Origin of the sequence: Halosimplex amylolyticum (genome assembly GCF_051414035.1) — an archaeon.
Classification (GTDB): Archaea; Halobacteriota; Halobacteria; order Halobacteriales; family Haloarculaceae; genus Halosimplex; species Halosimplex amylolyticum.
In genome coordinates, this window is record NZ_JBLKNW010000001.1 from 376,980 (window position 1) to 403,232 (window position 26,253).

The following is a 26,253-nucleotide window of genomic DNA, read 5'->3' on the forward strand; positions in this document are numbered from 1 at the left end:
GTCACTCGGCCGCACAGTTGTTGGGCCCCAGTTCGAGTTCGGCCAGCTCGTCGTCGGGGACCGACTCCTGACCGACGTTCGTTCGCTTCACGCGCTCGAAGTTCGGCGGATGATCCGGGACGTCGGAGGCGAGTTCGCGGACGAACGCCTCGCGGTCGCGGTCCAGATCCTCGTTGCGGTCCCTCACGTCACCGAGTGTCGCGGACACCGGTGGTTCGGGAGACCCGGGGTCGTGGGCCGGCAAGACGACGGCGTCGTCCGGTCGGTCCAGCAACCGCTGGAGGCTCTCGTAGAGCGTCGCGGCGTTCGCTTCGACGTCGGAGTCTTCGATCCCCGCTTCGACGCCGAGTTCCACGCGGCCGACGCTCTCGTGAAAGAGGGTATCGCCCGTGATCAGCGCTGCGCCGTCGACGTCGAACGACACGCTCCCTTCGCTGTGTCCGGGCGTGTGGATCACTTCGACCTCGCGGCCACCGACCGTCACGGTCCGGCCGTCCTCGACGGGAGTCGCGTCGATCGCGAGCGCGTCCCTCGGGTGGAGGTAGTACGGAACGTCGTGACGCTCGGCGAGGTCCGCGCCACCGGAGACGTGGTCGGCGTGGGCGTGCGTGTCGAAGACGCCGACCAGTTCGGCGTCGTGGTCGTCGAGGATCGCCTCGTACTCTTCGACGTAGTGGGACGGATCGAAGACGGCGGCCTCGCCGTCCGAGACGAGGACGTGCGAGAGGCAACCCTTCCCCGGCCGGGCGACCTGTCCCAGCCAGCCGTCGAGGTCGGTCGGCACGGGCGCGTGTCGGTGGACGCGGCTCCAGCCGTTCATCCCGTCCGTGAGCGTCACGGCCTCGTAGCCCATCTCCCGTAGCACGTCAGTCGCGGTCTGTGAGACGACGCCCGCGGCACAGACGGTGACGATCTCCGCGTCTTCGGGGAGGTCCGACAGCGCGCCCGTCGCCGAATCGGGGTCGTCGGTGAGTTCGTCGTAGACGTCGACGTTGACGCTGCCCGGGATGTGCCACTCGTCGAAGTCCGCTTCGTGACGGACGTCCAGGACGACCACGTCTTCGTCGTCGGTCTGCAAACGTTCGCTGAGTCGATCGGGGTTGATCGCTGGCATCAGTGTCTCCTCGTAGTGGAGAGATGGGCATATAGGCCCTGCCGGACATGACCGGCACCCTTAATTGAATCACTACCGATTACCCCTGTATGGGTCTCTACGAAGCTTCCTTCCGGGTCAAACACGAGTGCCCGTATCGAGAGATCTCGGAGCACTATCCGGACCTCACCATCCGCGAGTGGTACCTGAGTGACTGCCAGGTGATCGAGATCACCTCCTCGGAGTCGCCGACGGACGAGTTGCTCACGGAGATCGACCAGCTCGGGACGATCCTCCACGAGTCGATCGACGAATCCGGTCTCCACGTCGTCACGCAGTCCTGTCTCTGTTCGCTCGAGGGGTCCATCATCGAGCGATTCGAGGAGTTCAACTGCCTGTACCAGCCGCCGACGATCCATCGCCAGGGGTGGGAACACTACACGGTCATCGCGTTCGACGAGACGGACGTGCGGACGCTCCTGCAGGACCTGGAGGGCGACAGGGACATCGAGGTGCTCTCGAAAACGGCCATCACGGAACAGCAGATCCCACACAGCATGCTTGCCCCCGTGGATCAACTGTTCGAAGACGTCACGGACCGGCAGATGGCGGCCCTTCGACTGGCGCTCGAGAGCGGCTACTACGAGCAGCCGCGGAAGACGTCGCTCCGCGAACTGGCCGATCGGACGGCCGTCGCCCGTTCGACGTACGAGGAACACCTCCGGAAGGCGGAGAACAAGCTCCTCACGAACGCGGGTCAGTTCCTGCGTCTGGTGACCGCGACCTCGTCGGGCGATCCCCTCGAAATCGAGCAGTCGGGGCGGGCTGAACGTGCAGCCGACTGAACGGCCGGCCGCACGCGACGTCGCCCGAACGGAGCCCGGGACCGGCACCTCGCCGGCGGTTTCGACGATGCCGTGACGACGGTCCGGCCACTCGAATCGGCCGATGCGACCGGCGTCGCGAAAAACGGTCGCTCGGCTACTTGTCGTCGTCATCGAGGCCGCCGCCCCAGTCCAGCGCGTCGGCCTGCTTGCCGCCCGTCATCCCGCCGCCCGCGAACCGCCTGACGAGCGCGCCGAGCGCGACGACGGCCGCGACCGCACCGGCGCCGGCGTAGGGGAGCCAGTCGCCTGCGATCCCGCCGAGGGGGCCGTCGCCGCCGTCGTTCCCTCCCGGGGCGCTCGTTTGCGTCGACGTGGGAGTTCCCGTCGGCGTCCCCGCCGGTACGGTCGTACCGTCGGTCGCGGACGGTGCGGTGGTCGTCTGGGCCGAACCGCCCCCAGCGGTGGGCGTCGCCGTCGCTGTCGACGAGCCACCCGTCGTCGTGGGCGTGTCGGTCGGCGTCGAGCCACCCGGCGTGTCAGTGGGCGTCGCTCCGTCCGGCGTATCGGTGGGCGTCGCCGTCGGCGTGGGCGTGTCGTCAGGCGTCGCCGTCGGCGTCGGTGTCTGCACCGTTCCGGGGGGATCGAGCGAGGCGATCTCCGCGCTGGCGACGTAGACCGAGTCGTTGCCGAACGCCGCCGTCGACCGGAGCGGCGCCGCGGTGTCGAACGACCACTGCGTCTCGCCCGTCGCGGCGTCGAAGGCGTAGAGGCTCTCGTCCTCGCTCCCGACGGTGACGAGGTCGCCCGCCACGCCCGGTTTCGCGCGGACGGACTCGCCGGCGTCGGCGGTCCAGCGCCGGTCGCCTTCGAGGTCGTACGCGTGAAGCGTCCCGTCGACGGTCCCGACGTAGACGGTGTCGCCGGCGACCGTCGGCGCGGCCCTGACGGCCGAGTCCAGGTCCGTCGACCAGCGTTCGTCGCCGTTCCTGGCACCGACCGCGTAGAACTGCCCGTTCCGATCGCCGACGTAGACGGTGTCGGCGGTGGCCGCGGGTTCGGCGAGGGTCGCGCTCGCGCGGAACCCCCATAGCTCGTTGCCGCTCGCACCGTCGAAGCCCGAGAGGACGCCACTCGGCGAGCTCGCGAAGACACGGTCGCCGCCGACGGCCGGGCTGGTGCCGCCGCTGTCGACGCGCCCGGTCCAGCGCTGGCTCCCGTCGCTCGGGTCGAGCGCGTAGAGCCGACCACCCTTGTCGAGGGCGAGGACGAACTCTCCCCAGCGGACCGGTGCCGCCGGGACCGGGTCGTCGGTCTCCGCCGTCCACCGTTCGCTCCCGTCGTCGGCCGCGAGGGCGCGGACGGTGCCGTCGGCGCCGCCGACGTATACGCTGTCGGCGTCGGACGCCGGACCGGTCAGGCCCGTGTCGGCGTCGTATCGCCACAGATCCGTTCCCTCGGTCGGCGAGACGGCGTAACAGGCGTCCGCGTCGTCGACGACGTAGAGCGCGTCGTCCGTCAGTGCGGGCGACCCGGTCGTGGTCCCCTCCGTCTCGTAGCTCCATCGAGTCGAGACGGTGTCGACGGCTCCGCGAGTGATCTCGGTCTGGGAACCCTGTTCGAGGCCGACGTAGAGCCCGCCGACGACGGCGACCAGCCCGTCGACGACCGACAGGGACGGGTCGTCGACGGGGAGTTCCGCTCGCCAGTTCTCGGTGCCCTTCGTCCGCGAGTACGCAGTGACGGCGTCGTCGTCCGTCGCGACGTAGACCGCGTCGTCCGTCAGGACGGGCTTGCGGTTCGGGGCGGCGCCGAGGTCGACCGTCCACCGTTCGCTCCCCTCGGTCGTGTTCAGCGCGTGGAGCCGCCCGTCGGCCGTCGGTACGAAGATCGTGCTCGAAGCGACGCTCGGACCGCCGACGACGGCGCTCTCCAGGTCGACCTCCCAGCGAACGCGGCCGTCGGTCTTGTCGAGCGCGTAGACAGTGCCGCCGGTGTCGCAGACGTACACGCGGTCGCCCTTGACGACGGGCGTCACGTCCTCGGTCGGCGCGTCGGTGCTGAACTGCCAGCGGCTGTTGCCGCTCTGGGCGTCGCGAGCGGAGACGGTGCCGTCGGTGGCAGCGACGAACACGCGGCTCCCCCCGTGGGCCGGTGCGGCGGCGACGGCGTCACCGGCGTCGAACGTCCAGCGCTCGCTGCCCGCGTCGCGGCTGAGCGAGTAGAGCGTCCCGGCGTCCGTGCCGACGAGCACGCGGTCCTCGGACACCGTCACCGGGGCCGAGACGCTGCCGTCGAGTTCGGTGCGCCAGAACTGCCGCTGTGACCCGGTCCTGACGGCTAGAACCGCGCCGCCGTCGTCCATGAACGCCGTCCCGTCGGCGACGGCCGCCGCCGTCGGGTCGTCGTTCGTCGAGTCGGTCCTGTAGCGCCACTTCGTCTTGCCCGACGCGCGGTCGAGCGCGTAGAGACTGCCATCCGCGCTCCTGACGTAGGCGTTGGTGCTGTCGAATGTCGGTTCTCCCGTCGCGTTTATCGCCCGGTCCCACCCGACCGCGATCCCCGTGTTCGGGGCGCTCGCGCTACTGTAACCGGTGTTCGCGGCGTCGTAAGCGTGCATCGGCCACTCGTCGGAGGAAGCGCCGTTAGCCTCGCGAGCGGAGAGCGGCCCTCGGTCACCGGAGGCGGAGGCGACGAGCGCCGAGCCGGCGACGCCGCTCGCCGTCAGTCCGGCGAGGAATCGCCGCCGCGTCGGAGCGAGGCGGGCTGTGTCTGAGTGCGGGGTCGTATCGTCCATCCAGCGGACCTCTGCAGAGTGGTCGACCCGGGCCGCCAAATATCTTGTCGCACTCGCTTGCGTGCGCAAGCAGTCACCGGCGTCCAGGTCCGTCAGGCGCTGTCGTCACTCTCGCCGGAACCGGCGGTTCCGCCGCCGCGCAGCCCCAGCGCCGCCAGCCCGCCGATCCCTGCGAGCGCGACCCACGCCGACAGTGCCCCGTCCCCGCTCGTCGTCTCGGGGTCGTCACCGCTCGCGGCGTCCGCAGGGGCCGGAGTCGCCGTCGCAGTGGCAGTCGGCGTCGCGGCCGGCGTCGGCGTGTCCGTCGAGCCCGGCGTCGACGTCGCCGTCGGTGTCATGGTCGCAGTCGCGGTCGGCGTGGTGGTCGACGTGGCCGTGGACGTCGCCGTCGGGGTGGCGGTCGGCGTGGTGGTCGACGTGGCCGTGGACGTCGCCGTCGGGGTGGCGGTCGGCGTCGCCGTCGTTATCGTCGTCTGGTCGCCCTCGTCGACAGCCGTGACCCCGTCGCCGACCGCGTAGACGGACTTCGAGACCGCCAACGCCGGCGCGCCGACCGTCAACTGCGCGCGCCATAGTTCGTTCCCCTGGCGGTCGAAGGCGACGACCTGGCCCTCCTCGGTGGGGACGACGACGGCGTTGTCCGCGACGGCCGGTGCGGAGGTCACCGTGCCGCCCACGTCAGCCTGCCATATCTTTTCGCCGTCCTGGTCGCCCAGCGCGTACAGCGTCCCGGCTTCCGTGCCGACGTAGACCCGCCGGCTCTTGAACGCAGGCGTCGCGGAGACCGCGCCGTCGGCGTCGAAGGTCCAGCGCTCGCTCCCGTTGCGCGAATCGAGCCCGTAGACCGTTCCGGCGTCGGTGCCGACGAAGAGAAAGTTACCGTCGATGGCGACCGATCCCTGCACGCCCTCGCGGAGTCGCGTCGACCACCGCTCGCGCCCCGTCTCGATGTCGATCCCGTACACCATTCCGGACTCCGTCGGCGCGTAGGCCGTCTCGGTGTCGGGCGACGCAGCCACGGCCGACGAGACCGTCCGATCGCCGGTGTCGAACTCCCAGTTCTGGCGCCCGCGGACGGGGTCGAACTCGTAGACGTAGCCAGCGTCGGTACCGACGTGGAGTTCGGTGTCGGAGTAACTCGTCGTCAGCGACGGCGCGGCCGTCAAACCGCCTTCGACCTCGGCGGACCACGACTCTTCGGCCGTCCGCGCGTTCATCGCGTACATCTGCCCGCCCTCGGTGCCGGCGAAGACCTCGCCGTCGAAAAACGCCGGGCAGCCGCCGACCGACGTCTCCGTCTCGAAGGTCCACTGTCGTTCGCCGTCGCTCGCGCCGACGGCCACGACGCCGTCGGCCGTCCCGAAGACGAGCCGGTTGTCTTTCAGCGCCGCCGCGGTCGACGCCGCGTGGTCGGCCTGCCAGCCGATCTGGACGCCGTCCGCGGGTGCCTGGTCGTTGGTCGTCCCCCGGTGCTGGGCGTTCTGCCCGAACATCGGCCACTCCGTGTGGTCCGTCGCGACCGCCTCGCTGTCAGCGGCGCCACCGATCGCGGACTCGCCATCCACGGCCGACGAGCCGGCCGATCCCGCCGCGACGCCGCCGCCGACGCCGGCGGTTGCGGCGCCGCCCGCGAGGGCGCCCAGGAACCGCCGTCTGCTGGCCGACCTGTCACTCGTCATCGCGACCCCTCCGTCGACCCGCCCGTTCGCTCCGCGACACGCCGCGAATACCCTGTGCCCGTTCCATATCGGGGATAACTGTCGACTCTTCGGAAATAGCTTTCCGTTGGCACGCTGTGGCGAGATTCCCGGGAGTCGGCGTTACCGACCGTCGGCAGACCGGCCGCCGAGCCCGCGACCGCTCACCACTCCAGCTGGCCGCCGCTCTGGTACTCCGTCACCTGCGTCTCGAAGAAGTTCTTCTCCCGGTTGAGGTCGGCCGCCTCGGCCATCCACTCGAAGGGGTTCGCGGTGCCGTACTGTTCCGGCAGGTCGAGCTGCGAACACCGCCGGTCGGCGACGTACTCGACGTACTCGGCGAACTGCTCGGGCCCCATACCGAGGATCTCCTCCGGGCAGGCCTCGCGGGCGTAGCGCTGCTCCAGTTCGACCGCCTCGCGGATGAGGTCGATCACCTCGCGTTCGAAGTCGTCCGTCCAGGCGTCGGTCTCCGTCCGGACCTGGTCGATCAGGTCGACGCCGAAGCCCACGTGCAGCGACTCGTCGCGCATGATGTACTCGAACTGCTGGCCGATCCCCGTGAGCTTGTCCTGGCGCTTCAGCCCGAGCATCATGGCGAAGCCGGCGTAGAAGAAGATCCCTTCCATGACGACGTAGAAACCGACGAGGTCGCGGAGGAACGCGCGCACGTCGGCCGGGCCGCCGATGGTGAATTCGGGGTCGTCGACGACCCGCGTGAGGTCGACGACGAAGTCGTCTTTGGCCTCGATGGCGGGGATGCGGTCGTACATGCCGTAGAGGTACTCGGGGTCGAAGCCCAGCGAGTCACAGCAGTAGATGAACGTGTCCGTGTGGACGGCCTCCTCGTAGGCCTGCCGGAGCAGGTACTGGCGACACTCCGGCGCGGTGACGTAGTCGTACACCGCCAGCACGATGTTGTTCGCGGTGAGCGACTCCGCCGTCGAGAAGAAGCCGAGGTTCCACTCGACGAGCTGTCTCTCCGCCTCCGAGAGGGTCCCGTCGTCCCACTGGCGGACGTCCTCGCCCATCGGGATCTCCTCGGGCGTCCAGTTGTTGGCGACGCCCGCCTGGTAGTACTCGCGGGCCCACTCGTAGTCCATCGGCAGGATCTTGTTCGGGTCGTGCGTGTCGTTGTCGGTCGTGTACGTTATCGGCATTGGTGGGTCACCTCCGTGCTCGCTGGTTCACTGGCAGGCGTCACAGGTCGGGTCCTCGACGCTCGGCAGGTCGGTGTCGCTCGACCCGGCGGACGCGTCCTCGTCGTCGCCGCGACCGGCGCCGCCGTCCCCGCGGTCGTCGCTCGCCCCGCTCACGTCGCCTCCCCGATCCTTCGTCTGCGTGCGGCCGTACTCGCTCATGTCCAGCGTCGACTTCTCGAACTGGCTGGCGCCGAGCGTCCGCAGGTAGTAGGTCGTCTTCAGCCCGAGGTCCCAGGCGGTCTCGTAGACGTCGGCGAGCAGCGTGCCGTCGGTCTCGGGGAAGAAGACGTTGTGGCTCTGGCTCTGGTCGATCCAGACGCCGCGGGCCGCGCTCAGCCGTAGCTGGTGGCGCGGGTCGATCTCGAAAGCGGTGCGGTAGCGCTCGCGCAGACCCTCCGGGATCTCCGCGATCTCCTGAACGGACCCGTCGTGAAACTTCAGGCGGTCGCGGATCTCGTCGGTCCACAGCCCCCGTTGTTCGAGGTCGGCGACGAGGTGGTCGTTGACGACGGTGAAGTCGCCGCTCATGTTCGATTTGACGTACAGGTTCGAGTACAGCGGCTCGATGGAGGCCGACGTGCCGGCGATGGTCGAGATGGTGGCGGTAGGCGCGACGGCCATGGTGTTCGAGTTGCGCATGCCGTGCTCGGCGACGTGCTCGCGCACGCGACGCCAGTCCAGTCGCTCCTCGGCGTCGACGCCGACATCGCGGCCGCGTTCGTCCTCCAGCAGTGCAACCGTGTCCTGGGGGAAGATCCCGCGGTCCCACTTCGAGCCCTCGTAGCTCTCGTAGGTGCCCCGCTCGGCCGCGAGCTTCGAGGAGTTCAGGACGGCGTTGTACGCGAGGAACTCGGTCACCTCGTCGGCGAACGCGACGGCTTCCTCGCTGTTCATCGCGATCCCCTGTTCGAGTAGCGCCTCGTGGAAGCCCATCATCCCGAGGCCGATGGGCCGGTGTTTCAGGTTCGAGCGCTCGGAGCGGTCGGTCGGGTAGAAGTTCAGGTCGACGACGTTGTCGAGCATCCGCATCGCCGTCTCGACGGTGTCTTCGAGCGCCTCGCGGTCGACTCCGTCCTCGCCGACGTGCGCCGAGAGGTTCACCGACCCGAGGTTACAGACGGCCGTCTCGCCGGTCGAGGTGTTGAGCGTGATCTCCGTACAGAGGTTCGACGAGCGGATGGTCCCCGCGTGGTCCTGCGGCGAGCGGATGTTACAGGCGTCCTTGAAGGTGATCCACGGGTGGCCGGTCTCGAAGAGACGGGTGAGCATGTCGCGCCAGAGGTTCGCGGCGTCGACGCGCTCGTACTGGCGGAGGTCGCCGGCGTCGGCCTCGGCCTCGTATTCGCGATACAGCTCCTCGAACTCCTCGCCGTAGCTCTCGTGGAGGTCGGGGACCTCGTCGGGCGAGAAGAGCGTCCACTGCTCGTCGGCCGCGACGCGCTTCATGAAGAGATCCGGCACCCACGCGGCGGTGTTCATGTCGTGGGTGCGCCGGCGCTCGTCGCCGGTGTTGCGCTGCAGATCGAGGAAGTCCGGGAAGTCCAGGTGCCACGGCTCCATGTACGCGCAAGCGGCGCCGCGGCGCTTGCCCGAGCGGTTGATCGCCGCGGTCACGTCGTTGGAGATCTTGAGGAACGGGACGGTCCCCGTCGATTCGACCCCAGTCGACTCGATGAGCGAGCCCGACGCGCGGACGGGCGTCCAGTCGGTGCCCAGTCCGCCGGACCACTTCGAGAGCTGGGCGTGGGCCTTGTAGGCGTCGAAGATGCCCTCCAGGTCGTCGGGGACGGTGGTGACGTAGCAGGAGGCCAGTTGTGGGTGCGTCGTCCCGGCGTGGAAGAGCGTCGGCGAGGAGTGGACGAACCGGAGCGTCGAGAGGACCTCGTAGAACTCCCGGGCGCGCTCGGCGCGGTCGTCGACGTCCTCCCGCAGTGCGATCCCCATCGCGACGCGCATCCAGAACGCCTGCGGAAGTTCCAGCGGATCGCCGTCGTCGTCGAGGAAGTACCGCTGGGCGAGGGTGTCGACGGCGATGTAGTCGAAGCGCTCGTCGCGTTCCGGCCGGACGGCCTCCGCCAGGTCGTCGAGATCGTAGGTCAGCAGCCGCTCGTCGACGACGTCGGCGCGGACGCCCGCTTCGATCCCCTCGACGAACGCCTCGCGATAGCGCTCGGCGTACGCGCCGTCGAGGCCGTCGCCGGACTCGGCGTCGGCGACCGCGTCGTCGTCCAGCGCCCAGCCGTCGCCGGGCGGGTCCTCGCCCGTGACGGTCCGGAAGTGCTTCCGGCGGGCGACGCGGGCCGCCGCATCGTCGTAGGCGGGGTGGCGCTCGATGCGCGCGGTCAGCGCCTGGACGACCCCCTCGTCGCGCTCGTCGGCGTCGACGCCTTCGTACAGCGATCGCTCGATCGATGCGACGAGGTCGTCCAGCGCCTCGTCGTCGATGACGTCTTCGTGGCCTGTGCGTGCTCGCTCCAGGACGGAGCGGATCGTCGACTGCTCGGTCAGCGTACTCATGGGTAGTGTCGCCACTCTCGGTGGCGAAGCGGCACACGCGGTCGCTCGGCTATCCGGGCGTCGACGCCCGGACCCGCCGAATACGACCGTTCGCGGTGCGTTCTATCCTGTCCGACGCACGGGGAATAAACCTTTCCAACGTCGCTTTCACTAATACAAGTTGGATTGTTTTGAGCACAACGGCGTGCGTCTTCAGCGATGCGGGCGGGGTGGCAGGCACGCTCGCCAAATCGCTCGACGGAAGCCCGATCCCGGTTCAGCAGCGCCGGTCGACGTCTCCCCGGAGTCGCTGCGCGGCGGCTTCACGTCGGTCGTCCGAGACCCCGGCGATCTGGTCGAACCAGGCGTCGAAGTTGCACAGTTCGTGGGCCAGGACGACCGTCGCGTAGCACTCGCGCTCCGCCCGGAATCGGTCGACGACGCGGGCCGGCCCGGCCTCGGCGTAGCCGTCGAGCAGGCCCGACTGGATCGTCGATCGGAGGTCGGTCTCGCCGTGGAACAGTCGCCAGTGGCCGCCGAGCAGAGTGTGCTCGACGAACGCGAGGTCGTAGGCCGGCGTGGCGGCGACGCAGAACTCCCAGTCGAGCAGCCCCGTCAGATCGCCGGTCTCGGGGTCGACGAGGACGTTGTCGAGCGACTGGTCGATGCGAGCGACGACAGGGTCGACTTCGCCGTCGTCGGTCACCACCTCGACCCGGGCCTCTAACGCCGCACGGACCGTCTCCGCCAGATCGCTGAATCGCGTCTCCGCGAGTCCCTCGGTGATACGCACGATCTCGGCGTCGAGGTAGTCGGGCCACGACCTGATCGGGTCGTGAACGGTGAGCTGTGACGGATCCGCGGCGGGCCGGCCGCCGTCGAGCGTCCGCCCGGACTCGGCGGTGAGGTATCCGTAGGCGTCGACCGCCTCGAAGCGGTGGAGGTGGGCGAGGTGACGACCGGTCGAGCGGGCGATGCCCGCCACGAGGTCGGTCGGCAGATCCGGGAGGTCCCGTCGCGGGTGGTACGTCCCGGGGAGCGTCGACATGAGGAAGTACGGCGCCTGAAAGGCCTCGTGCTCGTCGACGGCGCCGAACACCTCCGGGACGGGGAGGTCGGTCTCGGCGTCCAGGATCGCCAGCAGGCGCGCCTCGCCGTCGCAACTCGGCGACTGGTCCGGCGGCGTCGCCTTCAGGACGCACCGGCGGCGTCCGGCGTCGGTCTCGACTCCCAGGTGGTAGACGAGGTGGGCGCCCTCAGTCGCGGCGGTCGTCTCGGCGACTCGCCAGGTCGGTTCGACGTGCTGTACCATTCGGGTGATCGTCTCGGGTGGAATCTCGGATTCGGTCATCTGCGTCGGCTGTGGTCGTCGGTCGGCTCGCGATACGCGTCACTGGTCAAGGACGAGAAGAACGTCGCCCTCGACGCCGCTATCGAACGGGCGCCGAGCGGCGGCCGGAATCGAGAGCGCGCAGCTATTCGGGGCGCCGGAGCCGCCGAGGCGGAACCGGCCGATCAGCGCGTCAACCGTCGCGATCTCGATCCCGTTCAGCGACGACGGTTCATTGACGGATCACTGATTCGTTCGGCTGAAAAGTTTTCCGCGAGTGTGCGGGAGGATAGCACGATTTGCCGGCCGATGCCAGCCGGCGTTCCGACGGCCGTGCGTGGCCGGCGGTGCCGCGAGGAACGGTGAAAACCGCGTTTGAGACTGCAGAACCCCTCTATACCCCGGTCTCCTACGAGAAGGTATGCACGGACGGACGCGGCGGACGTTCCTCGGACTCGGGGTCGGTGTCGCGGGCGCGCTGGCAGGCTGTCTCGGCGGCGACCCGGCGGGACCGGACGACACCGGGACGCCCACGCCGAACGACGGGTCGGGCGCGACGGATACGCCGAACCGCGGGACCAGCGCCTCGTCGCTGTCTTTCAACCGCGCCGACAGGCTCCGTCGCGTCGACGCCCCCTTCCCGCAACTGGACGCCGAGGACCACTACCTCGCGCTGTTGACCGCGGACGACCACGCCGCAGCGTTCCCGACGGAGCGTTTCCGGAACGAGGACGCCACCGCGTTTCTCGGAGAAACCGACTTCTCACAGGCCGCACTCTTCGTCGTTCACGACCGGTGGAGTTCCTCGGTTCCGGACCTCGAACTCCGGGACGTAACGGTGGAGGGATCGACCGTGAGCCTCACGGCCGAGTACCCGGGCGAGGGCGGCACCGACGACGTGACGACCGACACGATGCTCGTCCGGGTGCGGACCGATGGCCCGTCCGTTTCTGCGGCCGAGGCGACGATTCACCCGCAGTACGGCGATTCGATTCGGCTGAGCACTGAAGACGAGGACGCCACGACTACTACTTCTGGCTGACAGCGAAGTGAGCGTCGGCGGTCTGCGAGAGCAATTGTCTGATAGCGTTTCCCGGAAACGTCCGCGCCGAGCGGAGCGAGGCGCGGTTCACCGTCAGAGCGAAGCTCTGACGAGCCCGCAGTAGTTCGCGGTGCTCACTCCTGCGGACACCGAACTCGCGCCTGCGGCGCGAGTTCGGCCTTTTTCACCCATGTTTTTCCGTCGGGGGTGCCCGCAAGCGCGCGAAGCGCGCCGAGGACACCCCCGACGGAAAAAGATGGTCTCTAGAAATCCTCAGTCACGGGCTCGGGAACGACGCCCTCCTCGTCGTCGCCGCCGGCGAGGTCGTACTCGTCGCGGAGCTGGTGGATGCGGTCGCGGATGTCGGCGGCGAGTTCGAACTCCAGGTTGTCGGCGGCCTCCTGCATCCGGTCTTCGAGGCGCTCGACGGCGCGGGCGGCCTCCTCGTCGTCCTCGGGCGAGAGCGAGGAGGCACCGCCGGTGTCGGTCTTCGAACCGGGGAGTGAGGACTCGCCGATCTCCTTCTCGATGGTGGTCGGCTCGAAGCCGTGTTCCGCGTTGTACTCCTGCTGGATCCGGCGGCGGCGGTTGGTCTCCTCGATGGCGGACTCCATGGCGTCGCTGGGGTCGTCGGCGTAGAGGACGACCTCCCCGTTGACGTTCCGGGCGGCGCGGCCCATCGTCTGGACGAGCGTCGTCTCAGAGCGGAGGAAGCCCTCCTGGTCGGCGTCGAGGATGGCGACCAGGGAGACTTCGGGGATGTCCAGACCCTCGCGGAGCAGGTTGATCCCGACGAGGACGTCGATCTCGCCGAGGCGGAGCGAGCGGATGAGCTCGTGGCGTTCGAGCGTGTCGGTCTCGTCGTGCATGTACTCGACGGCGACGCCGGCCTCTTCGAGGTACTCGGTGAGGTCCTCGGCCATGCGCTTGGTGAGGGTGGTGACGAGAACGCGCTCGTCGCGTTCGACGCGGTTGTCGATCCGGTCCATGAGATTGTCGATCTGGCCCTCGGCGGGCGAGACCTCGACGGCGGGGTCGACGAGGTGCGTGGGGCGGACGATCTGTTCGACGATCTGCTCGCTCTCCTCGCGCTCGTAGTCGGCGGGCGTCGCGCTCACGTAGAGTGTCTTGTCGGTCTTCTCCTCGAACTCCTCGAAGGTGAGCGGCCGGTTGTCGTAGGCCGTCGGGAGCCGGAAGCCGTTGTCGACCAGCGACTCCTTGCGCGAGCGGTCGCCCGCGAACTGGCCCTTGATCTGGGGGATCGTCTGGTGGGACTCGTCGATGACGGTGAGGAAGTCGTCGGGGAAGTAGTCGATCAGGGTGTAGGGTGGATCGCCCGAATCGCGCTCGGAGAGGTGGACCGAGTAGTTCTCGATGCCCGAGCAGTAACCGGTCTCGCGCATCATCTCCAGGTCGAAGGTGGTCCGCTCGTCGATGCGCTGGGCGGCGACGTGGTCGGCGTTACGCTCGAAATAGCGCACCCGTTCGTCTTTCAGTTCCTCGATCTCCGCGATAGCCCGTTGGAGCCGTTCCTCCGGGATGGAGTAGTGTTCCGCCGGGTGGAGCAAGACTGCGGGCTCGCTGGATTTCACCTCGCCCTCCAGCGGGTCGACCTTGAGCATGCGGTCAATCTCGTCGCCCCAGAACTCCACGCGGACGGCGTATCGGCCGTACATGGGGAATATCTCCAGGGTGTCGCCGCGGACGCGGAAGGTGCCCTGCGTGAAGTCGACGTCGTTGCGCTCGTAGTTGAGGTCGACCAACCGCTTCAGGACTTCGTCGCGGTCGATCTGCTGTCCCACTTCGAGTTCGAGGGACATGTCGACGTAGTTCTGCGGGTCGCCGAGGCCGTAGATGGCCGAGACCGAGGCGACGACGATCACGTCGTCCCGCGTCAACAGCGAGCGGGTCGCGGAGTGGCGCAGCTTGTCGATCTCGTCGTTGATGGAGGCGTCTTTCTCGATGTACTTGTCGGTCTGCTCGACGTACGCCTCGGGCTGATAGTAATCGTAGTACGAGACAAAATATTCGACGGCGTTGTCCGGGAACAGTTCGCGGAACTCCTCGTATAGCTGTGCGGCCAGCGTCTTGTTGTGGGCGATGACGAGCGTCGGTTTCTGGATCTCCTCGACGAGCCAGGAGACGGTGTTGGTCTTGCCCGACCCGGTCACCCCGAGCAGCGTCTGTTTGTCCATTCCCTGGCGATAGCCGTCTGCGAGTTGCCGGATGGCCTCGGGCTGGTCGCCAGCCGGTTCGAAGGGCGCGTCGACGCGGAAGTCGCTCTCCTCCTCCGGTCTGTCCGGCGACAGGGGGCCCTCGGTGTCGCTCATTACTCGGGGCTAGGGGCGGAGCGACTTGAGGTGCGTGGTCCGAGCGAGGCGTGGTCCGAGCCAAGCGAGGACCACGGATACGGAAGCGGGGAGTGGAACGACCCGCGGGCGACTTGAGGGGTGCGCTTGCCACGAGACGCCATCGCGACGGCGTTCAGTACATCCCGCAGAGTGAACAATTGCGGTGGCGCGCGCTGTCGCGGCCTCCGTGCCGCGACGTAGCCGTGCGAGGGATGAGCGACCGTCGGGAGCGAATCGGCTGGGGAGGCGTGAGGCGCGGTGCTGTGCGGTCGTTGTCCTGGTGTCCTGGCGAGCGAAGCGAGGCAGGGCTCAGGAGAGCTTGCTCTCCTGGCGGACTGAAAGGGCGAGGCGAGCTCGCGACGGAGTGGAGTCGCCTGAGCGGGCCCTATCCGAGGGAGCGCAGCGACCCGTGAGCGAGCCCGCCGAGGGCTTTCAACCCCTGCTGTCTCCATCGCTCGCTCCTGACCAGACTCCATTCACACGAATCCACGGTGAAACAACTACTCAACAAGCAACCGATACTGAACGCGACCGCCAGACCGACAGCAGGTTCAACCGGATCGCGCCCCTAGCGCGGCCGCAATGCACGTCTACTGCACCGACGGGACCGTCTTCGAGTGCGCGAGATACGAGGTCAACGACTACGGCCTCGTGCTGTACGGGACCGAAGAGCAAGCGGAGCGCGAGCGGTACGACACGGAGGAACCCCAGCAGGTCGGGTTCGTCCCGCACGACCGGCTGTGGTACGTGCTTCCCGAAGGCGTCACGCCACAGGTCGGACTGGCGCCGCCCCAGCAGGGGCAGCCGACCCAACAGCAGCAGGGTCCGACCGCTCGACCCCAGCCGTCACAGCCGCCGAGATAGTACCGGTCTCGACCGAACGCGGCCGACGCTTCAGGGCGTGAATCCCTGCTGTTCGATCTCGTCGCCGAGCGGATCGGGGAGGTACTCGTCCTCGCCGGGCGTGATCTGCGGGGTGAGCCACCCGCCGTCGCAGTAGTGGTGCGGATCCCTCTCGCAGGCGCCGGGCGCGTCGATGCGGCCGACGACGTTGTGGAGGAGTTCGTGGACGATGACGTGGCGTTTCGTGCCCTCCGAGGCCCCGGCGTCGACGACCGAGAAGCGGCCGCCGACTTCGCCGTAGCCGACCTCGTCGGTGGCGAAATCCGTCACGACGACGTGGTGGTAGCGGCCGGCCCGCTGGCCGAGGCGGTCGCGGTACAGTTCGTCTTTGAGTGCCCAGAAGTTGTCCCCGGTGTAGACGGCGGTCTCGTTAATGTGACCGCCCTCGCGGACGTGCACGTCGATGCCCGTCTGGTTGGGCCGCTGCACCGGCATGTCGGCGAACTCGGCCTCGATTCGGTCGTAGAACGCCTGTGACTCGGTCTCGACGCCGCTGGCGTAGTCGATCTGGACGTAGATGTCCATCGCCAGCGGGTCGCTCCCGGGGAGGGCCGCGCCGTCGGCCGTCGCCTGGCGGTACTCCCAGCCGTCAAGGAGCCTGTCACCGTCGGTGTCGGGATCGGTCGGGTCCGTCCCCAGTTCGACTTCCCGCCAGTCGCCGAGGCCGTCGTTGTCGGTGTCGTGGTCGAAGGGGTCGGTCCCCAGTTCGAGTTCGCGCTCGTCTGTCAGTCCGTCGGCGTCGGCGTCGATCGAGCGCGGACTCGTGCCGCGTTCGACCTCCCGCCCGTCCGAGACGCCGTCGCCGTCGGTGTCGGGATCCAGCGGGTCGCTCCCGATCGACCACTCGCGGCCGTCCGCGAGGCCGTCGCCGTCGGTGTCGGCGTCGAACGGATCGCTCCCGATCTCTCGCTCTTTCACGTCCGGAAGCTGGTCACCGTCCGAATCCAGCGCGTCCGTGCTCCCGTTCGCTTCGGCGGGCACGTCGAACGCCGGACGGGCGTCGTTCGCGTCGCCCGGCGTCGTCGTCGCGTCGCCGTCCCCGACGTCGGCCTCGGCGTCCGAGCCGCTCTCGTTCGATTCGGCGGCGAAGGCCCACTGGTCGAGCTTGTCGAGAAGCGCGTCGCTCTCCGCCCCGTTCCCCGGGGAGGTGGTCTCGTCGGTCGACCCGTTCGGCGGTGCGGCAGCGTGGTCGCGAGCGTCCACTGTCTTCGCTCCCAGTGCCCCGACGCCCGCGACGATGACGATCCCCAGCACCGCCAGCGCCAGGACCCGTCGCACACGCCACCCGTGAACCCCCGCGGTAAAAATAGTTACTCATCCGACTAGACGGGACAGGCATCGCCGCCATCGCCGACTGCGTCGATTCCCGTGCGTCTCGGCGCTCGCGGGCCGCTAACAGACGGGTTTCGGGTTGACGCCGAGCGACTCCAGCGTCTCGAAGTAGTCCTCGTAGTCGGCGTCGACAGTCGCGGTAGCGGCCTCGACGGCGTCGGACCAGGTCTCGTCGTCGCAGACCTCCTCCAGCAGGTCGCTCCCCGTCGCGACGTATTCGTCGTAGTCGTCGCCGAACGCGCGGAACGTGCTCGCCGTCCGCGGGCTGGCCTGGCCGACGAAGTACCCGACGACCTGGTCCGCGTTGTTCCCGGCCGCGAGCGCCCAGCCGACGAACGCGCCGAGGCGCTCGACCGTGCCGTCGACGTTCGCGAGGTGTGCCTGGACGGCAGGGGTCTCCCCCGGCTCGTAGTCGCCGTGTTCGTCCGCGGCGGCCTCGGCGTGGTCGCGCTCGGTCTCGGCGGCGTCGGCGAACAGGTCGGCGACGGCGTCCGCTTCCCCGTCGGCCCACGCGTCGAAGCGTTCTGCCGCGAAGTGCGCGCGGTCGGCGGCCGCCTGCAGGACGGCGTCGTCCTCCATCTCGCCCTCGGTGTCGGCGAACAGCGCTTTCGAGGAGCCGAGCCGCGAGAGCGGCGTCGCCGCCTCGTCGCGGACCGTCTCGACGAACTCCTGTGAATCCATGTCGAAACGGTCGGTCGGCCGCGGCTTGTAACCATCGTCTCCGGCCGGATCGCGAACGCGCCGGGCGGCCGGTGACTCGGCCGGCCGGCGGCCGCGACGACGGGGAATTCCGTGCCGGGACGGGCAGACTTTACCGCGTTCGCGAGCCGATCGATTGCATGGAGTACACCACACTCGGTTCGACCGGCATGGAAGTCTCGAAGGTCTGTCTCGGCTGCATGAGCTTCGGCAGCGAGGAGCCCTGGATGCTCGACGAGGACGAAGGACGGGAGATCATCGAGCGCGCCATCGACCTCGGGGTCAACTTCTTCGACACCGCCAACGCCTACTCCGACGGCGAGAGCGAAGAGATCCTCGGCGACGTGCTCGCCGACTACGACCGCGACGAGCAGGTCGTCGCCACCAAGGTCCGGTTCCCGTCGGGGAAGGAACATCCGAACGCGGCCGGCCTCTCCCGGAAGACCATCGAGCAGGAACTCGAGGCCAGCCTCGATCGGTTAGGAATGGACACGATCGACCTCTACCAGACCCACCGCGTCGACCCGGAGACGCCGCCCGAGACCACCCTGCGGGCGCTGACCGACGCCCAGCGCCGGGGGAAGATCCGCCACGCCGGCACCTCCTCGATGTGGGCCCACCAGCTGGCCGAGCGCCTGCGGACGAGCGAGCGCGAGGACCTTCTCTCCTACGAGACGATGCAGAACCACTACCACGTCGCCTACCGCGAGGAGGAACGGGAGATGCTCCCGCTGTGCGACGCGAACGACGTCGGCGTGATCCCGTGGGGCCCGCTCGGCCAGGGCTTTCTCGCCCGGCCGTTCGACGAACTCGAACGGACGAATCGGGGCGACCCCGAGAACTTCCACAACCCGACGCCCGAGTACGAGCGCGGCGGCGGGAGGGAGATCAACGAGCGGATCCAGGAACTCGCAGCCGACCACGGCGTGACGATGGCCCAGATCGCGCTGGCCTGGCAGTACCAGAACGAGTACGTCGACGCGCCCATCGTCGGGACGACGAGCGCCGACCACCTCGAAGAGGCCGTCGAAGCCCTGGAGATCGACCTGTCGGCGTCGGACGTGGCCTACCTCGAAGAACCGTACGAGCCCCAGCCGATCATCGGCCACGAGTAGGGCGCAGCAGGGCCCAAAACCGCTCGGGGGCGCTCAGAACGACGACCGGTAGTCGGCGACGACCGGACTGACTTTCTTCGCGACGCGCTTGCCCGCGACCCCCGAGAGGACCGACCAGGCGATGTACCAGACGGTCCAGACTTGCAGCGGCCCGACCAACCGGGCGGTCCAGACGACGCGGCCGGCGAGGGGCAACACCTGCGCGGCCGGGGTGATCGCCGCCGCGGGGTTGACCGTCAGCCACGATATCCACAGGAACACCGGGATCGTGACCAGCATCGCGTAGACCATCGGCCGGATCATCTGTTTCATCGCACCCATCTGCTCCAGCATCAGTTCCTGCTGGCGCGACTGGAGTCGCTCGACGGCCTCGTCGTCGCCGCGCTCGCGGGCGGCCTCCAGGCGCTCTTTGACCGTGTTCATCCGGTCTTTGAGCTCCTCCTGGGGGTTCTCGTCCAGCAGACGACGCCGGAGCGTCGTCGAGACGAGCGTCGTCGCGACGGCGAGCAGGGCGACGGTCGCGCCGAACGGCAGTGCGGCCTCGACCGGCCCGAGCAGCAGGTGGGCCGTGCTCCCGACTGTCTCCTTGGCCACCGGGACCTGGTAGCTGGCCATCAGCCCGAGCGCGGCGACGCCGGCCAGTTTGTCGGCGGTCGACCAGCCGTCGGGTTCGGCCTCGTCCTCGGCGGTCTCGCCTGCGGTCGGGTCGATATCCTCGACTGCGGCGCGGACGGCGTCGGGGTCGTCGACGACGAACCCGGCGTCGGTCGCCACCAGCACGCCCGTCTCGAGCAGTCGACCCCACTGTTCGGCCGGGACCGCGTCGCTCACGTCCGCCCACGCCACCGTCCCGTCGCCCGACTCTGCGCGGTCGAGGGCCACCGCGGCCGCCCGCCCGAGCGCGTCGTCGGCTTCGAGGGACTCCTGGAGGGTCTCGTCCATACCTGAGAGTGACTGTCCGCGAGTATGAATCTTCCCGTCGACCGTCAGGTCGCCGCGTCGGGAGTGACTCGCGTCGTCGCGACGTGGGCGCCGACGAGGACGACCACGGCGACGACGATGAGTACGCCCTCGCGGAGGGTCGGCAGGAGGCCGAGCGAGACGATGAGCGTCGTCGCGCAGGCGGGCGGGTGGACGACGTCCAGCGCCAGCATCGCGGCGCTCGTCAGCGCGAGCGCGAAGACGCCGCTGGCGACGACGGCCGCCAGTGTCGGCGAGCGCGCCGGCAGGTCGGCGGTGACGACGACGCCGGCGCCGAGCGCGCGGTAGGCGACCAGGCCGGCGGCCACGCCGACGGAGTGGCCGGCGACGACGCGTGCCAGTCGGTCGCGGGCACGCGGTCGCTGGGTCCCGAGCAGGTACGCGGTCGGACCCAGACTCGGGAAGACGAACGGCGTACCCGTGGCCCAGGCGACGGCACCGGTCGTCGCGAGCAACGCGCCGGCGTGCAAGGCGGCCCGGGCAGCGTGGCGGTCCACGTCTGCCCGTTCCCGTCGCCGGAAAAGAGCGTGGCGCTTTTCGGACGATCGATCAGTTCCGTGACCGGTCGCGGCCCCGGTCCCGTTATCGCAGATTGAACTCGGGCGCGGGGAGTTATTACCGAGTGTGCGAACGGGGGGCCATGGACAGACTCGCGACGCTGCGGGCACCCGTCGAGCGGTTGCGCCGACTCGTCCGCGAGACCGCCGTCGCGCCGGCCCCCGATTCGGCGTCCTACCGGGTGGTGCGGCTCTCGCTCGCCCGGGAGGGCCTCGAAGCGACGACGCCGACCGGCGGGGACGGGCCGACCTTCGCGGTCCGCTACGACCCGGGGTACCTCTCGTCGTTCGACCCGCGGGCCGACCGGGTGCTGGCGGCGCTAGGGACCGAGGCGACGCTGCGCTGGCTCGAGTGGTTCGACGGCGGCACGGTGACCGCCCGGTTGCTCGGCGACGAGGGTCTCGTGCGGGCCGTCGAACTGGACGACGGGAGCGACACCGTCGAGGTCGGACCGCTACCGAGCGACGTGATAGACCCGGACCTGTCGGCTGGCCGCCCGTCGTCGTTCGAAGACGGGACGTTCGCGCCCGACGGACACCCGGCGCCGACGCGCGTCGAGACCGACGGCGAGACGCTGGCGCGACTCGCCGACGCCGCGGACATCGTCGGCGACGACGGCCTGCCGGTCGTCGTCAGGGACGGCGAGTTCCGCCTGGCGGTCGTCGGCGAGGAGATGCGCGGGCGGGGTAGACTGGAGGCGGCGGTCTCCGGGCCGGACTGCGAGAACCGCTACGGCCCCGACCTGGCGCGGATCGCGCGGGTGCTCTCGGGGCCGGTCGAACTCCAGATCGTCCCCGGCGGCCCGCTGGCGGTCGTCCAGGACCACGACGACGCCACCCGCCGCTACGTGCTCTCGCAATCGGTCTGAGCCGACGGGCCACCGCAGTGCGCGGGCCTCCCGTCGCCAGGACCGAGACGTCGGTCACGACGACCGATTCGCCCGCGGCCAGCGTCATCGCGCCGGGACCGAGCAACACGCCGACGCTGGCGGCGCCGAGGCTGGTCGGTGTCGCGTCGAAAAATTCCGGTGGTGTGAGCGACCTCAGTTGCCCTTCTCCGCGGCTCGCAGTCGCTCGCCGCTCCGATTTGAGGCGCAGTCCTTCGCTCCGCTCAGTCCTGCGCCTCACCCTTCTCGATCGGGGCGCCCACGAGGTTACCCCACTCGGTCCAGGAACCGTCGTAGTTGATGGCGTCGTCGTAGCCCAGCAGCTCGTGCAGGGCGAACCACGCGACGGAGGAGCGCTCGCCGATGCGGCAGTAGGCGACAGTCGTGCTGTCGCCGTCGATGCCTTCCTCGGCGTAGAGGTCGCGGATCTCGTCGGCGGTCTTGAAGGTGCCGTCGTCGTTGGTGACGGCCGCCCACGAGATGTTGCTGGCACCCGGGATGTGACCGCCGCGCTGGGCGGTCTCCTGGAGGCCCGGCGGCGCCAGGACCTCGCCGGAGAACTCCTCGGGCGAGCGAACGTCGACCAGCGGCAGGCCGCGCTCGACCGCGTTCTCGACGTCCTCGCGGTAAGCGCGGATGGACTCGCGCGGACCGGACGCGTCGTACTCGACCTCCGAGAACTCGGGCACCTCGTCGGTGAGCGGGTAGTCGTTCTCGACCCAGTAGTCGCGGCCGCCGTCGAGCAGGCGCACGTCGTCGTGGCCGTAGTACTTGAACTGCCAGTAGGTGTAGGCCGCGAACCAGTTGGCGTTGTCACCGTAGAGGACGACCGTCGTGTCCTCGCTGATGCCCGCCGAACCCAGCAGGGTCTCGAAGTCCTCCTTGTCGAGGATGTCGCGCTCGACCTGGTCCTGGAGGTCCGTCTCCCAGTTCCAGCCGATCGCGCCCGGCGCGTGGCTCTCGTCGTACAGTTCGGTGTCCACGTCGACCTCGACCAGTCGGTAGTCCGAATCGTCGCTCTGGAACTCGTCCAGGTGCTCTTCCACCCAGTCCGCGGTGACGAGTACGTCTTTGGCGTAGTCGCTCATGATTCATAGAACCGTAAGTCTACCAACTATATACACCTACGACTTTCGGCATGGCCCGCCCCTTGACGACCATAGCGGAGAATGTTGCCGCCAGTCGCCGTGTCTATCGTTCTCACGGTCTCTCTATTGCGCTCGCGAGCGGGCGGTCAGCCCGGCCGCCGGGTGCCGACGGGGGTATCGGGAGGGCAGGCCGACGGGGTTTTTATCGGAGACGGCGATCGATTCATGCGGACAAACTTGCCACTACCTCCGACCGGTCCGGACAGACATCTTCAAGCGCCCCCTCGCCCGACACGGGGATATGAGTGATATCGTGGTCTCGGCCGAGTGGGTGGCGGACCGACTCGACGAGGTCCGGGTCGTCGACGTGCGCGACGCCTGGGAGTTCGACGGCATCGGCCACGTCCCCGGCGCGGTCAACGTCCCGTTCGACTCGTTCCGCGCCGACGCGCACGCAGCGGAAGACGAGGCGAGCGGCGGCGAATCCGGCGACGGCGAATCGGGCGACGAACCAGACGACCGCGCGGGGGGAGAAGACGGGACGGACGGCGACCAGGGGATGCTCCCCGGTGCCGACGTGTTCGCCGACCTGATGCGCGACGCGGGGATCACGCCCGACGACCGGATCGTCGCCTACGACGACACCCACGGCGTGTTCGCGGCCCGGTTTCTCGTGACCGCCGAGCTCTACGGCCACCCGCCCGACCGCCTGCACCTGCTCGACGGCGACTTCTCCGCGTGGCGCCTCGACCACGAGACGACGAGCGAGGTCGTCGCGTTCGAGCCCTCGGACTACGCGGTCGACCCGCCCGCGGAGACGCCGCTGGTCGACGTCGAGGAGGTCGCCGCGGCCACCGCGGACGACGACACCGTCGTCGTCGACACGCGCGAGGAGTGGGAGTTCGACGAGGGGCACATCCCCGGCGCAGTCCGGCTGGACTGGCGCGAACTCGTCGACGACGAGACGCGGGGGCTCCGCCCGCGGGAGGCGATCGAGGCGGTCCTCGACGAGCGAGGGATCACCCCCGACCGGCGAGTGCTCCTGTACTGTAACACCGCGCGGCGCATCAGCCACACGTACACCGTCCTCAGACACCTCGGCTACCCAGATCTGGCGTTCTACGAGGGGAGTCTCACGGAGTGGAAGGCGGCCGGTCGCGAACTGGAAACCGGCGAGTGAGCGAGCGGCCGTCCGTCACCCCTCGTCCGGCGGGGCGTCGGGAGCGGGATCGGGGCCGCGAGTGGGACCGGACGCGGAGTCGGCGTTCAGATCGGCCGTCGAGTCGCTACCCGCGGACGGAGACGATTCGCCGACGGACCCGGGCGGGGCGTCGGGATCCGCGGCGGCCTCGTCGAAGGTCTGCTGGACGGTCGTGCGCTCCTCGGTGATGATCTCGACGACTTCGACGAGGAGCGCCACGATGAGCGGGCCGGCGATGACGCCGACGACCCCCAGACTCAGGGTCCCGCCGGTGAACCCGACGAAGTAGAGGCTGGCGGACATCCCGGTCGTGACCGAGGCGAGGCGTGGGCGGATGAGCGCGTCGGGGAGGAACCCTATCAGGACGAGCCCGGCGATGGCGACGACGAGCGCCGCCGTCACCTCGCCCGCCAGCGCCTGCCCGGTCGCGACGGCGACGATCAGCAGGCTCGGGCCGATGACGGGGATGAACTGCAGGAGTCCCGAGAAGAAGGCGAGCGTGAACGCCGCCTCGTAGCCCAGCAGCCAGAAGACGGCGTAGGCGACGAGGAAGGTCCCGAAGGCCGTCGCCGCCTGGAGGACGTACAGCGCGTAGAGCGTGTCCCGGACGCAGCGGTGCAACGAGAGGACCACGTCGTGGTACTCGCCGGGGACGAGGCGCAACATCGCGCGGCGGACGCTCGTCGGCCGCAAGAGGAGGCCGTAGACCAGGAAGACGAACAGGAATCCCTTCAGCGCGAGAACGGGGGCCGCGCTGGCCGTGTCGACGGCGAGTTCGAGTATCGCGTTACGCGCCCGGGTGATCAGCGCGCTCACGTCGATCACGTAGGTCATCCCGAAGGCCGTGATCGGTTGTTCGCTGGGGATCGAACGGAAGAAGCTGAACAGGAGGGACTGTCGGATGTAGACGGCGTAGACGATCGGTGTGAGTACCAGCACGACGAACAGGAACCCGACGGCAGTCGCGCCCGCCGCGGCGAGGCGTCGGTGGAGGCCACGGCGGACGAGCGCCCGCCGGACCGGGTAGAGCACGTAGGCGACCGTGATGGCGAAGAAGACCGTCCCCAGCACCCGGGACAGGATCCCCAGCGTCAGGAGACCGATCCCGACGAAGAGGGCCCCCAGCACCTGCTGGCGGCGCGTCAATGCCATACCACTGCGTGCGTGCGAGGCCTACAAAACGTTTGGCACGGACTCGCGTCGCGCGAGCGCGCTCACCGCTGTTCTCGTGGCCTCCCGGGACTCACGGGACGACGCCGACCGTCAGGAGTGTCCCGTGCTCGCGGTAGCGCTCGACCATCGCCTCGCGCGTCTCGAACCCCTCGATCGGGAACTCGCTCGCCGGCGGGATTTCCGTCTCGGTGTCGGGGATGCGGTCCTGGCCGGCGACGTGAAAGCCCGCCGCGCGGAACCGCTCGCGGTACTCGCGCTCCGTCCAGCGGATCATCGGGACGTCGACCAGCTCGTCCCACCGGTGCGTGTGGACGCTCTCCTCCCAGTAGTTCACGGCGCAGTAGAACGTGCCGCCCGGCCGGAGCACCCGGAGTAACTCCTCCAGCACCACGTCGGGATCCTGCGCGTAGAAGAACGCCTCCATCGACCAGCAGTGGTCGACGCTATCGTCGGCGAACGGGAGGTGTTCGAAGTCGCCGTTCAGAAAGCCAGACCGCGAGTCGTCGGTGTACGACCGGGCGTTACGGGCCATCTGCGGCGACGCGTCGAGGCCGTAGCTGCGAGCGGCGTCGCTGGTCTCGCGCAGCGCGCGCCCGGCGTACCCGCTCCCACACCCCAGGTCGAGCACGGTGTCACCCTTCTCGACTGGCATCCGCGAGAGCGCGTGTTTGGCGGTGTGCCAGTGGCGCTCCTCCATGCCCTCGTCGCGGCCGTCCCGGGCCCACTCGTCGAACTCCTCGCTGACGCTCATGTTCGAGGCGTGGACGGGCGCGATGAAAACGGTTCTGTGTCCGTGACGGTTCGCCGCACGCCCCACCGGTCGGAACGTCAGCGTTTTGCCGGTGCGCCGAAATCGCGGAGTCATGGGACGGCCGCCGCGGTACAAACTCGCCGACACGGCCCAGCAGGTGGTCGGCGGGTTCCTCCTCGCCGGGCCGTTCGTCGTCACCGAGGAGGTGTGGACGCTGGCGGAGAGCATGTCCTGGTGGCACGCGGCCATCACGGTCGCCATCGTGTTCGCCATCGGCTACGGCGCCCTCTACGAAGCCGACGACGACCGCGACCCCGACCGCGAGGCCGAGGTCGCCGGCGTCCCCCTCCGCTTCGTCTCGCTCATGCTGGTCGCATACGGTTCGGTCGCCGTCCTCGCGCTCACGCTGACCGCTCCGAGCACCTTCGTCGAGAACGCTACCACGTTCGAACGCGCGCAGATCACCGCCCGCGCCGTCAGCGTCGGCGCCATCTTCAGCGTCGTCGGCGCCGCGACCGCCGACAGCGTGTTTTAGACCATGTTTTTGGCGGAGGGGGGGGGGGGGGGGGGGGGGGGGACGCGGCCACCCCTCCGCCAAAAACATGGGTGAAAACACCGTCAGAGCAAAGCTCTGACGAGCCCTCGTTCGCTTCGCTCACGAGGAAGGCCGGAATCCTCGCTTCGCTCGGGTTCGGTGAATCGCGCTCACTCCGTTCGCGCGAATGCTTAGACAG

General features: G+C 69.1%; 21 protein-coding genes. 7 read left to right on the top strand and 14 right to left on the bottom strand.

Going from position 1 to position 26,253, the window contains the following annotated elements:
• Nucleotide 1 precedes the first annotated feature (1 nt).
• The gene (locus tag ACMGFE_RS01745; protein WP_436923285.1) at nucleotides 2–1,114 is read right to left on the bottom strand and encodes an MBL fold metallo-hydrolase; all 1,113 of its coding nucleotides are present in this window, start codon (nucleotides 1,112–1,114) and stop codon (nucleotides 2–4) included.
• 89 nt (nucleotides 1,115–1,203) lie between these two features.
• Between ACMGFE_RS01745 and ACMGFE_RS01750 the strand changes: the two genes are divergently transcribed.
• Nucleotides 1,204–1,938: a helix-turn-helix domain-containing protein gene (locus ACMGFE_RS01750; protein WP_436923286.1), complete on the top strand. Its 735-nt coding sequence runs from the start codon at nucleotides 1,204–1,206 to the stop codon at nucleotides 1,936–1,938.
• A gap of 136 nt (nucleotides 1,939–2,074) precedes the next feature.
• On the opposite strand, the gene ACMGFE_RS01755 is transcribed toward ACMGFE_RS01750, so the two are convergent.
• The 5 genes from ACMGFE_RS01755 to ACMGFE_RS01775 all read right to left on the bottom strand — a co-directional run bounded on the left by ACMGFE_RS01755 (nucleotide 2,075) and on the right by ACMGFE_RS01775 (nucleotide 11,460).
• Nucleotides 2,075–4,714, bottom strand: coding sequence for an outer membrane protein assembly factor BamB family protein (locus ACMGFE_RS01755; RefSeq protein WP_436923287.1), 2,640 nt, complete (start codon nucleotides 4,712–4,714; stop codon nucleotides 2,075–2,077).
• A 92-nt stretch (nucleotides 4,715–4,806) separates the two neighbouring features.
• Nucleotides 4,807–6,393, bottom strand: coding sequence for an outer membrane protein assembly factor BamB family protein (locus ACMGFE_RS01760; protein WP_436923288.1), 1,587 nt, complete (start codon nucleotides 6,391–6,393; stop codon nucleotides 4,807–4,809).
• A 182-nt stretch (nucleotides 6,394–6,575) separates the two neighbouring features.
• Nucleotides 6,576–7,571 carry a ribonucleotide-diphosphate reductase subunit beta gene (locus tag ACMGFE_RS01765; RefSeq protein ID WP_436923289.1) on the bottom strand — a complete coding sequence of 332 codons (996 nt, stop codon included), beginning with the start codon at nucleotides 7,569–7,571 and terminating at the stop codon, nucleotides 6,576–6,578.
• A gap of 27 nt (nucleotides 7,572–7,598) precedes the next feature.
• The gene (locus ACMGFE_RS01770; RefSeq protein ID WP_436923290.1) at nucleotides 7,599–10,130 is read right to left on the bottom strand and encodes a ribonucleoside-diphosphate reductase subunit alpha; all 2,532 of its coding nucleotides are present in this window, start codon (nucleotides 10,128–10,130) and stop codon (nucleotides 7,599–7,601) included.
• A gap of 256 nt (nucleotides 10,131–10,386) precedes the next feature.
• Complete coding sequence (locus ACMGFE_RS01775) at nucleotides 10,387–11,460, bottom strand: phosphotransferase family protein (protein WP_436923291.1); 1,074 nt, start codon at nucleotides 11,458–11,460, stop codon at nucleotides 10,387–10,389.
• Nucleotides 11,461–11,860: 400 nt separating this feature from the next.
• Here ACMGFE_RS01775 and ACMGFE_RS01780 point away from each other — a divergent pair, with 400 nt between their 5' ends.
• Nucleotides 11,861–12,481, top strand: coding sequence for a hypothetical protein (locus ACMGFE_RS01780; RefSeq protein WP_436923292.1), 621 nt, complete (start codon nucleotides 11,861–11,863; stop codon nucleotides 12,479–12,481).
• A gap of 263 nt (nucleotides 12,482–12,744) precedes the next feature.
• Here the strand turns inward: ACMGFE_RS01780 and uvrB are convergent, their stop codons facing one another.
• Nucleotides 12,745–14,811: an excinuclease ABC subunit UvrB gene (gene uvrB / locus ACMGFE_RS01785; RefSeq protein WP_436923293.1), complete on the bottom strand. Its 2,067-nt coding sequence runs from the start codon at nucleotides 14,809–14,811 to the stop codon at nucleotides 12,745–12,747.
• Nucleotides 14,812–15,414: 603 nt separating this feature from the next.
• Here uvrB and ACMGFE_RS01790 point away from each other — a divergent pair.
• Nucleotides 15,415–15,696: a hypothetical protein gene (locus ACMGFE_RS01790; RefSeq protein ID WP_436923294.1), complete on the top strand. Its 282-nt coding sequence runs from the start codon at nucleotides 15,415–15,417 to the stop codon at nucleotides 15,694–15,696.
• Between the two features lie 30 nt (nucleotides 15,697–15,726).
• On the opposite strand, the gene ACMGFE_RS01795 is transcribed toward ACMGFE_RS01790, so the two are convergent.
• Both ACMGFE_RS01795 and ACMGFE_RS01800 read right to left on the bottom strand, forming a co-directional pair.
• The gene (locus ACMGFE_RS01795; RefSeq protein WP_436923295.1) at nucleotides 15,727–17,013 is read right to left on the bottom strand and encodes an ICP22 family protein; all 1,287 of its coding nucleotides are present in this window, start codon (nucleotides 17,011–17,013) and stop codon (nucleotides 15,727–15,729) included.
• Between the two features lie 114 nt (nucleotides 17,014–17,127).
• The gene (locus ACMGFE_RS01800) at nucleotides 17,128–17,748 is read right to left on the bottom strand and encodes a rubrerythrin family protein (protein ID WP_436923296.1); all 621 of its coding nucleotides are present in this window, start codon (nucleotides 17,746–17,748) and stop codon (nucleotides 17,128–17,130) included.
• Between the two features lie 158 nt (nucleotides 17,749–17,906).
• Here ACMGFE_RS01800 and ACMGFE_RS01805 point away from each other — a divergent pair, with 158 nt between their 5' ends.
• Nucleotides 17,907–18,881 carry an aldo/keto reductase gene (locus ACMGFE_RS01805; RefSeq protein WP_436923297.1) on the top strand — a complete coding sequence of 325 codons (975 nt, stop codon included), beginning with the start codon at nucleotides 17,907–17,909 and terminating at the stop codon, nucleotides 18,879–18,881.
• 33 nt (nucleotides 18,882–18,914) lie between these two features.
• Here the strand turns inward: ACMGFE_RS01805 and ACMGFE_RS01810 are convergent, their stop codons facing one another.
• Nucleotides 18,915–19,823: a DUF106 domain-containing protein gene (locus ACMGFE_RS01810; protein WP_436923298.1), complete on the bottom strand. Its 909-nt coding sequence runs from the start codon at nucleotides 19,821–19,823 to the stop codon at nucleotides 18,915–18,917.
• A gap of 44 nt (nucleotides 19,824–19,867) precedes the next feature.
• A complete protein-coding gene (locus tag ACMGFE_RS01815) occupies nucleotides 19,868–20,359 on the bottom strand; it encodes an HPP family protein (protein WP_436923299.1) in 492 nt (163 codons plus the stop codon).
• 143 nt (nucleotides 20,360–20,502) lie between these two features.
• Here ACMGFE_RS01815 and ACMGFE_RS01820 point away from each other — a divergent pair, with 143 nt between their 5' ends.
• Nucleotides 20,503–21,288: a hypothetical protein gene (locus ACMGFE_RS01820; protein WP_436923300.1), complete on the top strand. Its 786-nt coding sequence runs from the start codon at nucleotides 20,503–20,505 to the stop codon at nucleotides 21,286–21,288.
• 242 nt (nucleotides 21,289–21,530) lie between these two features.
• Here the strand turns inward: ACMGFE_RS01820 and ACMGFE_RS01825 are convergent, their stop codons facing one another.
• The gene (locus ACMGFE_RS01825) at nucleotides 21,531–22,394 is read right to left on the bottom strand and encodes a sulfurtransferase (RefSeq protein ID WP_436923302.1); all 864 of its coding nucleotides are present in this window, start codon (nucleotides 22,392–22,394) and stop codon (nucleotides 21,531–21,533) included.
• 301 nt (nucleotides 22,395–22,695) lie between these two features.
• On the opposite strand from ACMGFE_RS01825, the gene ACMGFE_RS01830 reads away from it, so the two are divergent.
• Nucleotides 22,696–23,574 carry a sulfurtransferase gene (locus ACMGFE_RS01830; protein WP_436923303.1) on the top strand — a complete coding sequence of 293 codons (879 nt, stop codon included), beginning with the start codon at nucleotides 22,696–22,698 and terminating at the stop codon, nucleotides 23,572–23,574.
• Between the two features lie 15 nt (nucleotides 23,575–23,589).
• Here ACMGFE_RS01830 and ACMGFE_RS01835 read toward each other — a convergent pair whose 3' ends face one another.
• Both ACMGFE_RS01835 and ACMGFE_RS01840 read right to left on the bottom strand, forming a co-directional pair.
• Nucleotides 23,590–24,747, bottom strand: a complete 1,158-nt coding sequence (locus tag ACMGFE_RS01835) for an AI-2E family transporter (protein WP_436923305.1) — start codon at nucleotides 24,745–24,747, stop codon at nucleotides 23,590–23,592.
• A 91-nt stretch (nucleotides 24,748–24,838) separates the two neighbouring features.
• Nucleotides 24,839–25,519 carry a class I SAM-dependent methyltransferase gene (locus ACMGFE_RS01840; protein WP_436923306.1) on the bottom strand — a complete coding sequence of 227 codons (681 nt, stop codon included), beginning with the start codon at nucleotides 25,517–25,519 and terminating at the stop codon, nucleotides 24,839–24,841.
• 112 nt (nucleotides 25,520–25,631) lie between these two features.
• On the opposite strand from ACMGFE_RS01840, the gene ACMGFE_RS01845 reads away from it, so the two are divergent.
• The gene (locus tag ACMGFE_RS01845) at nucleotides 25,632–26,054 is read left to right on the top strand and encodes a DUF2391 family protein (RefSeq protein WP_436923308.1); all 423 of its coding nucleotides are present in this window, start codon (nucleotides 25,632–25,634) and stop codon (nucleotides 26,052–26,054) included.
• The last annotated feature ends 199 nt before the right edge of the window (nucleotides 26,055–26,253 follow it).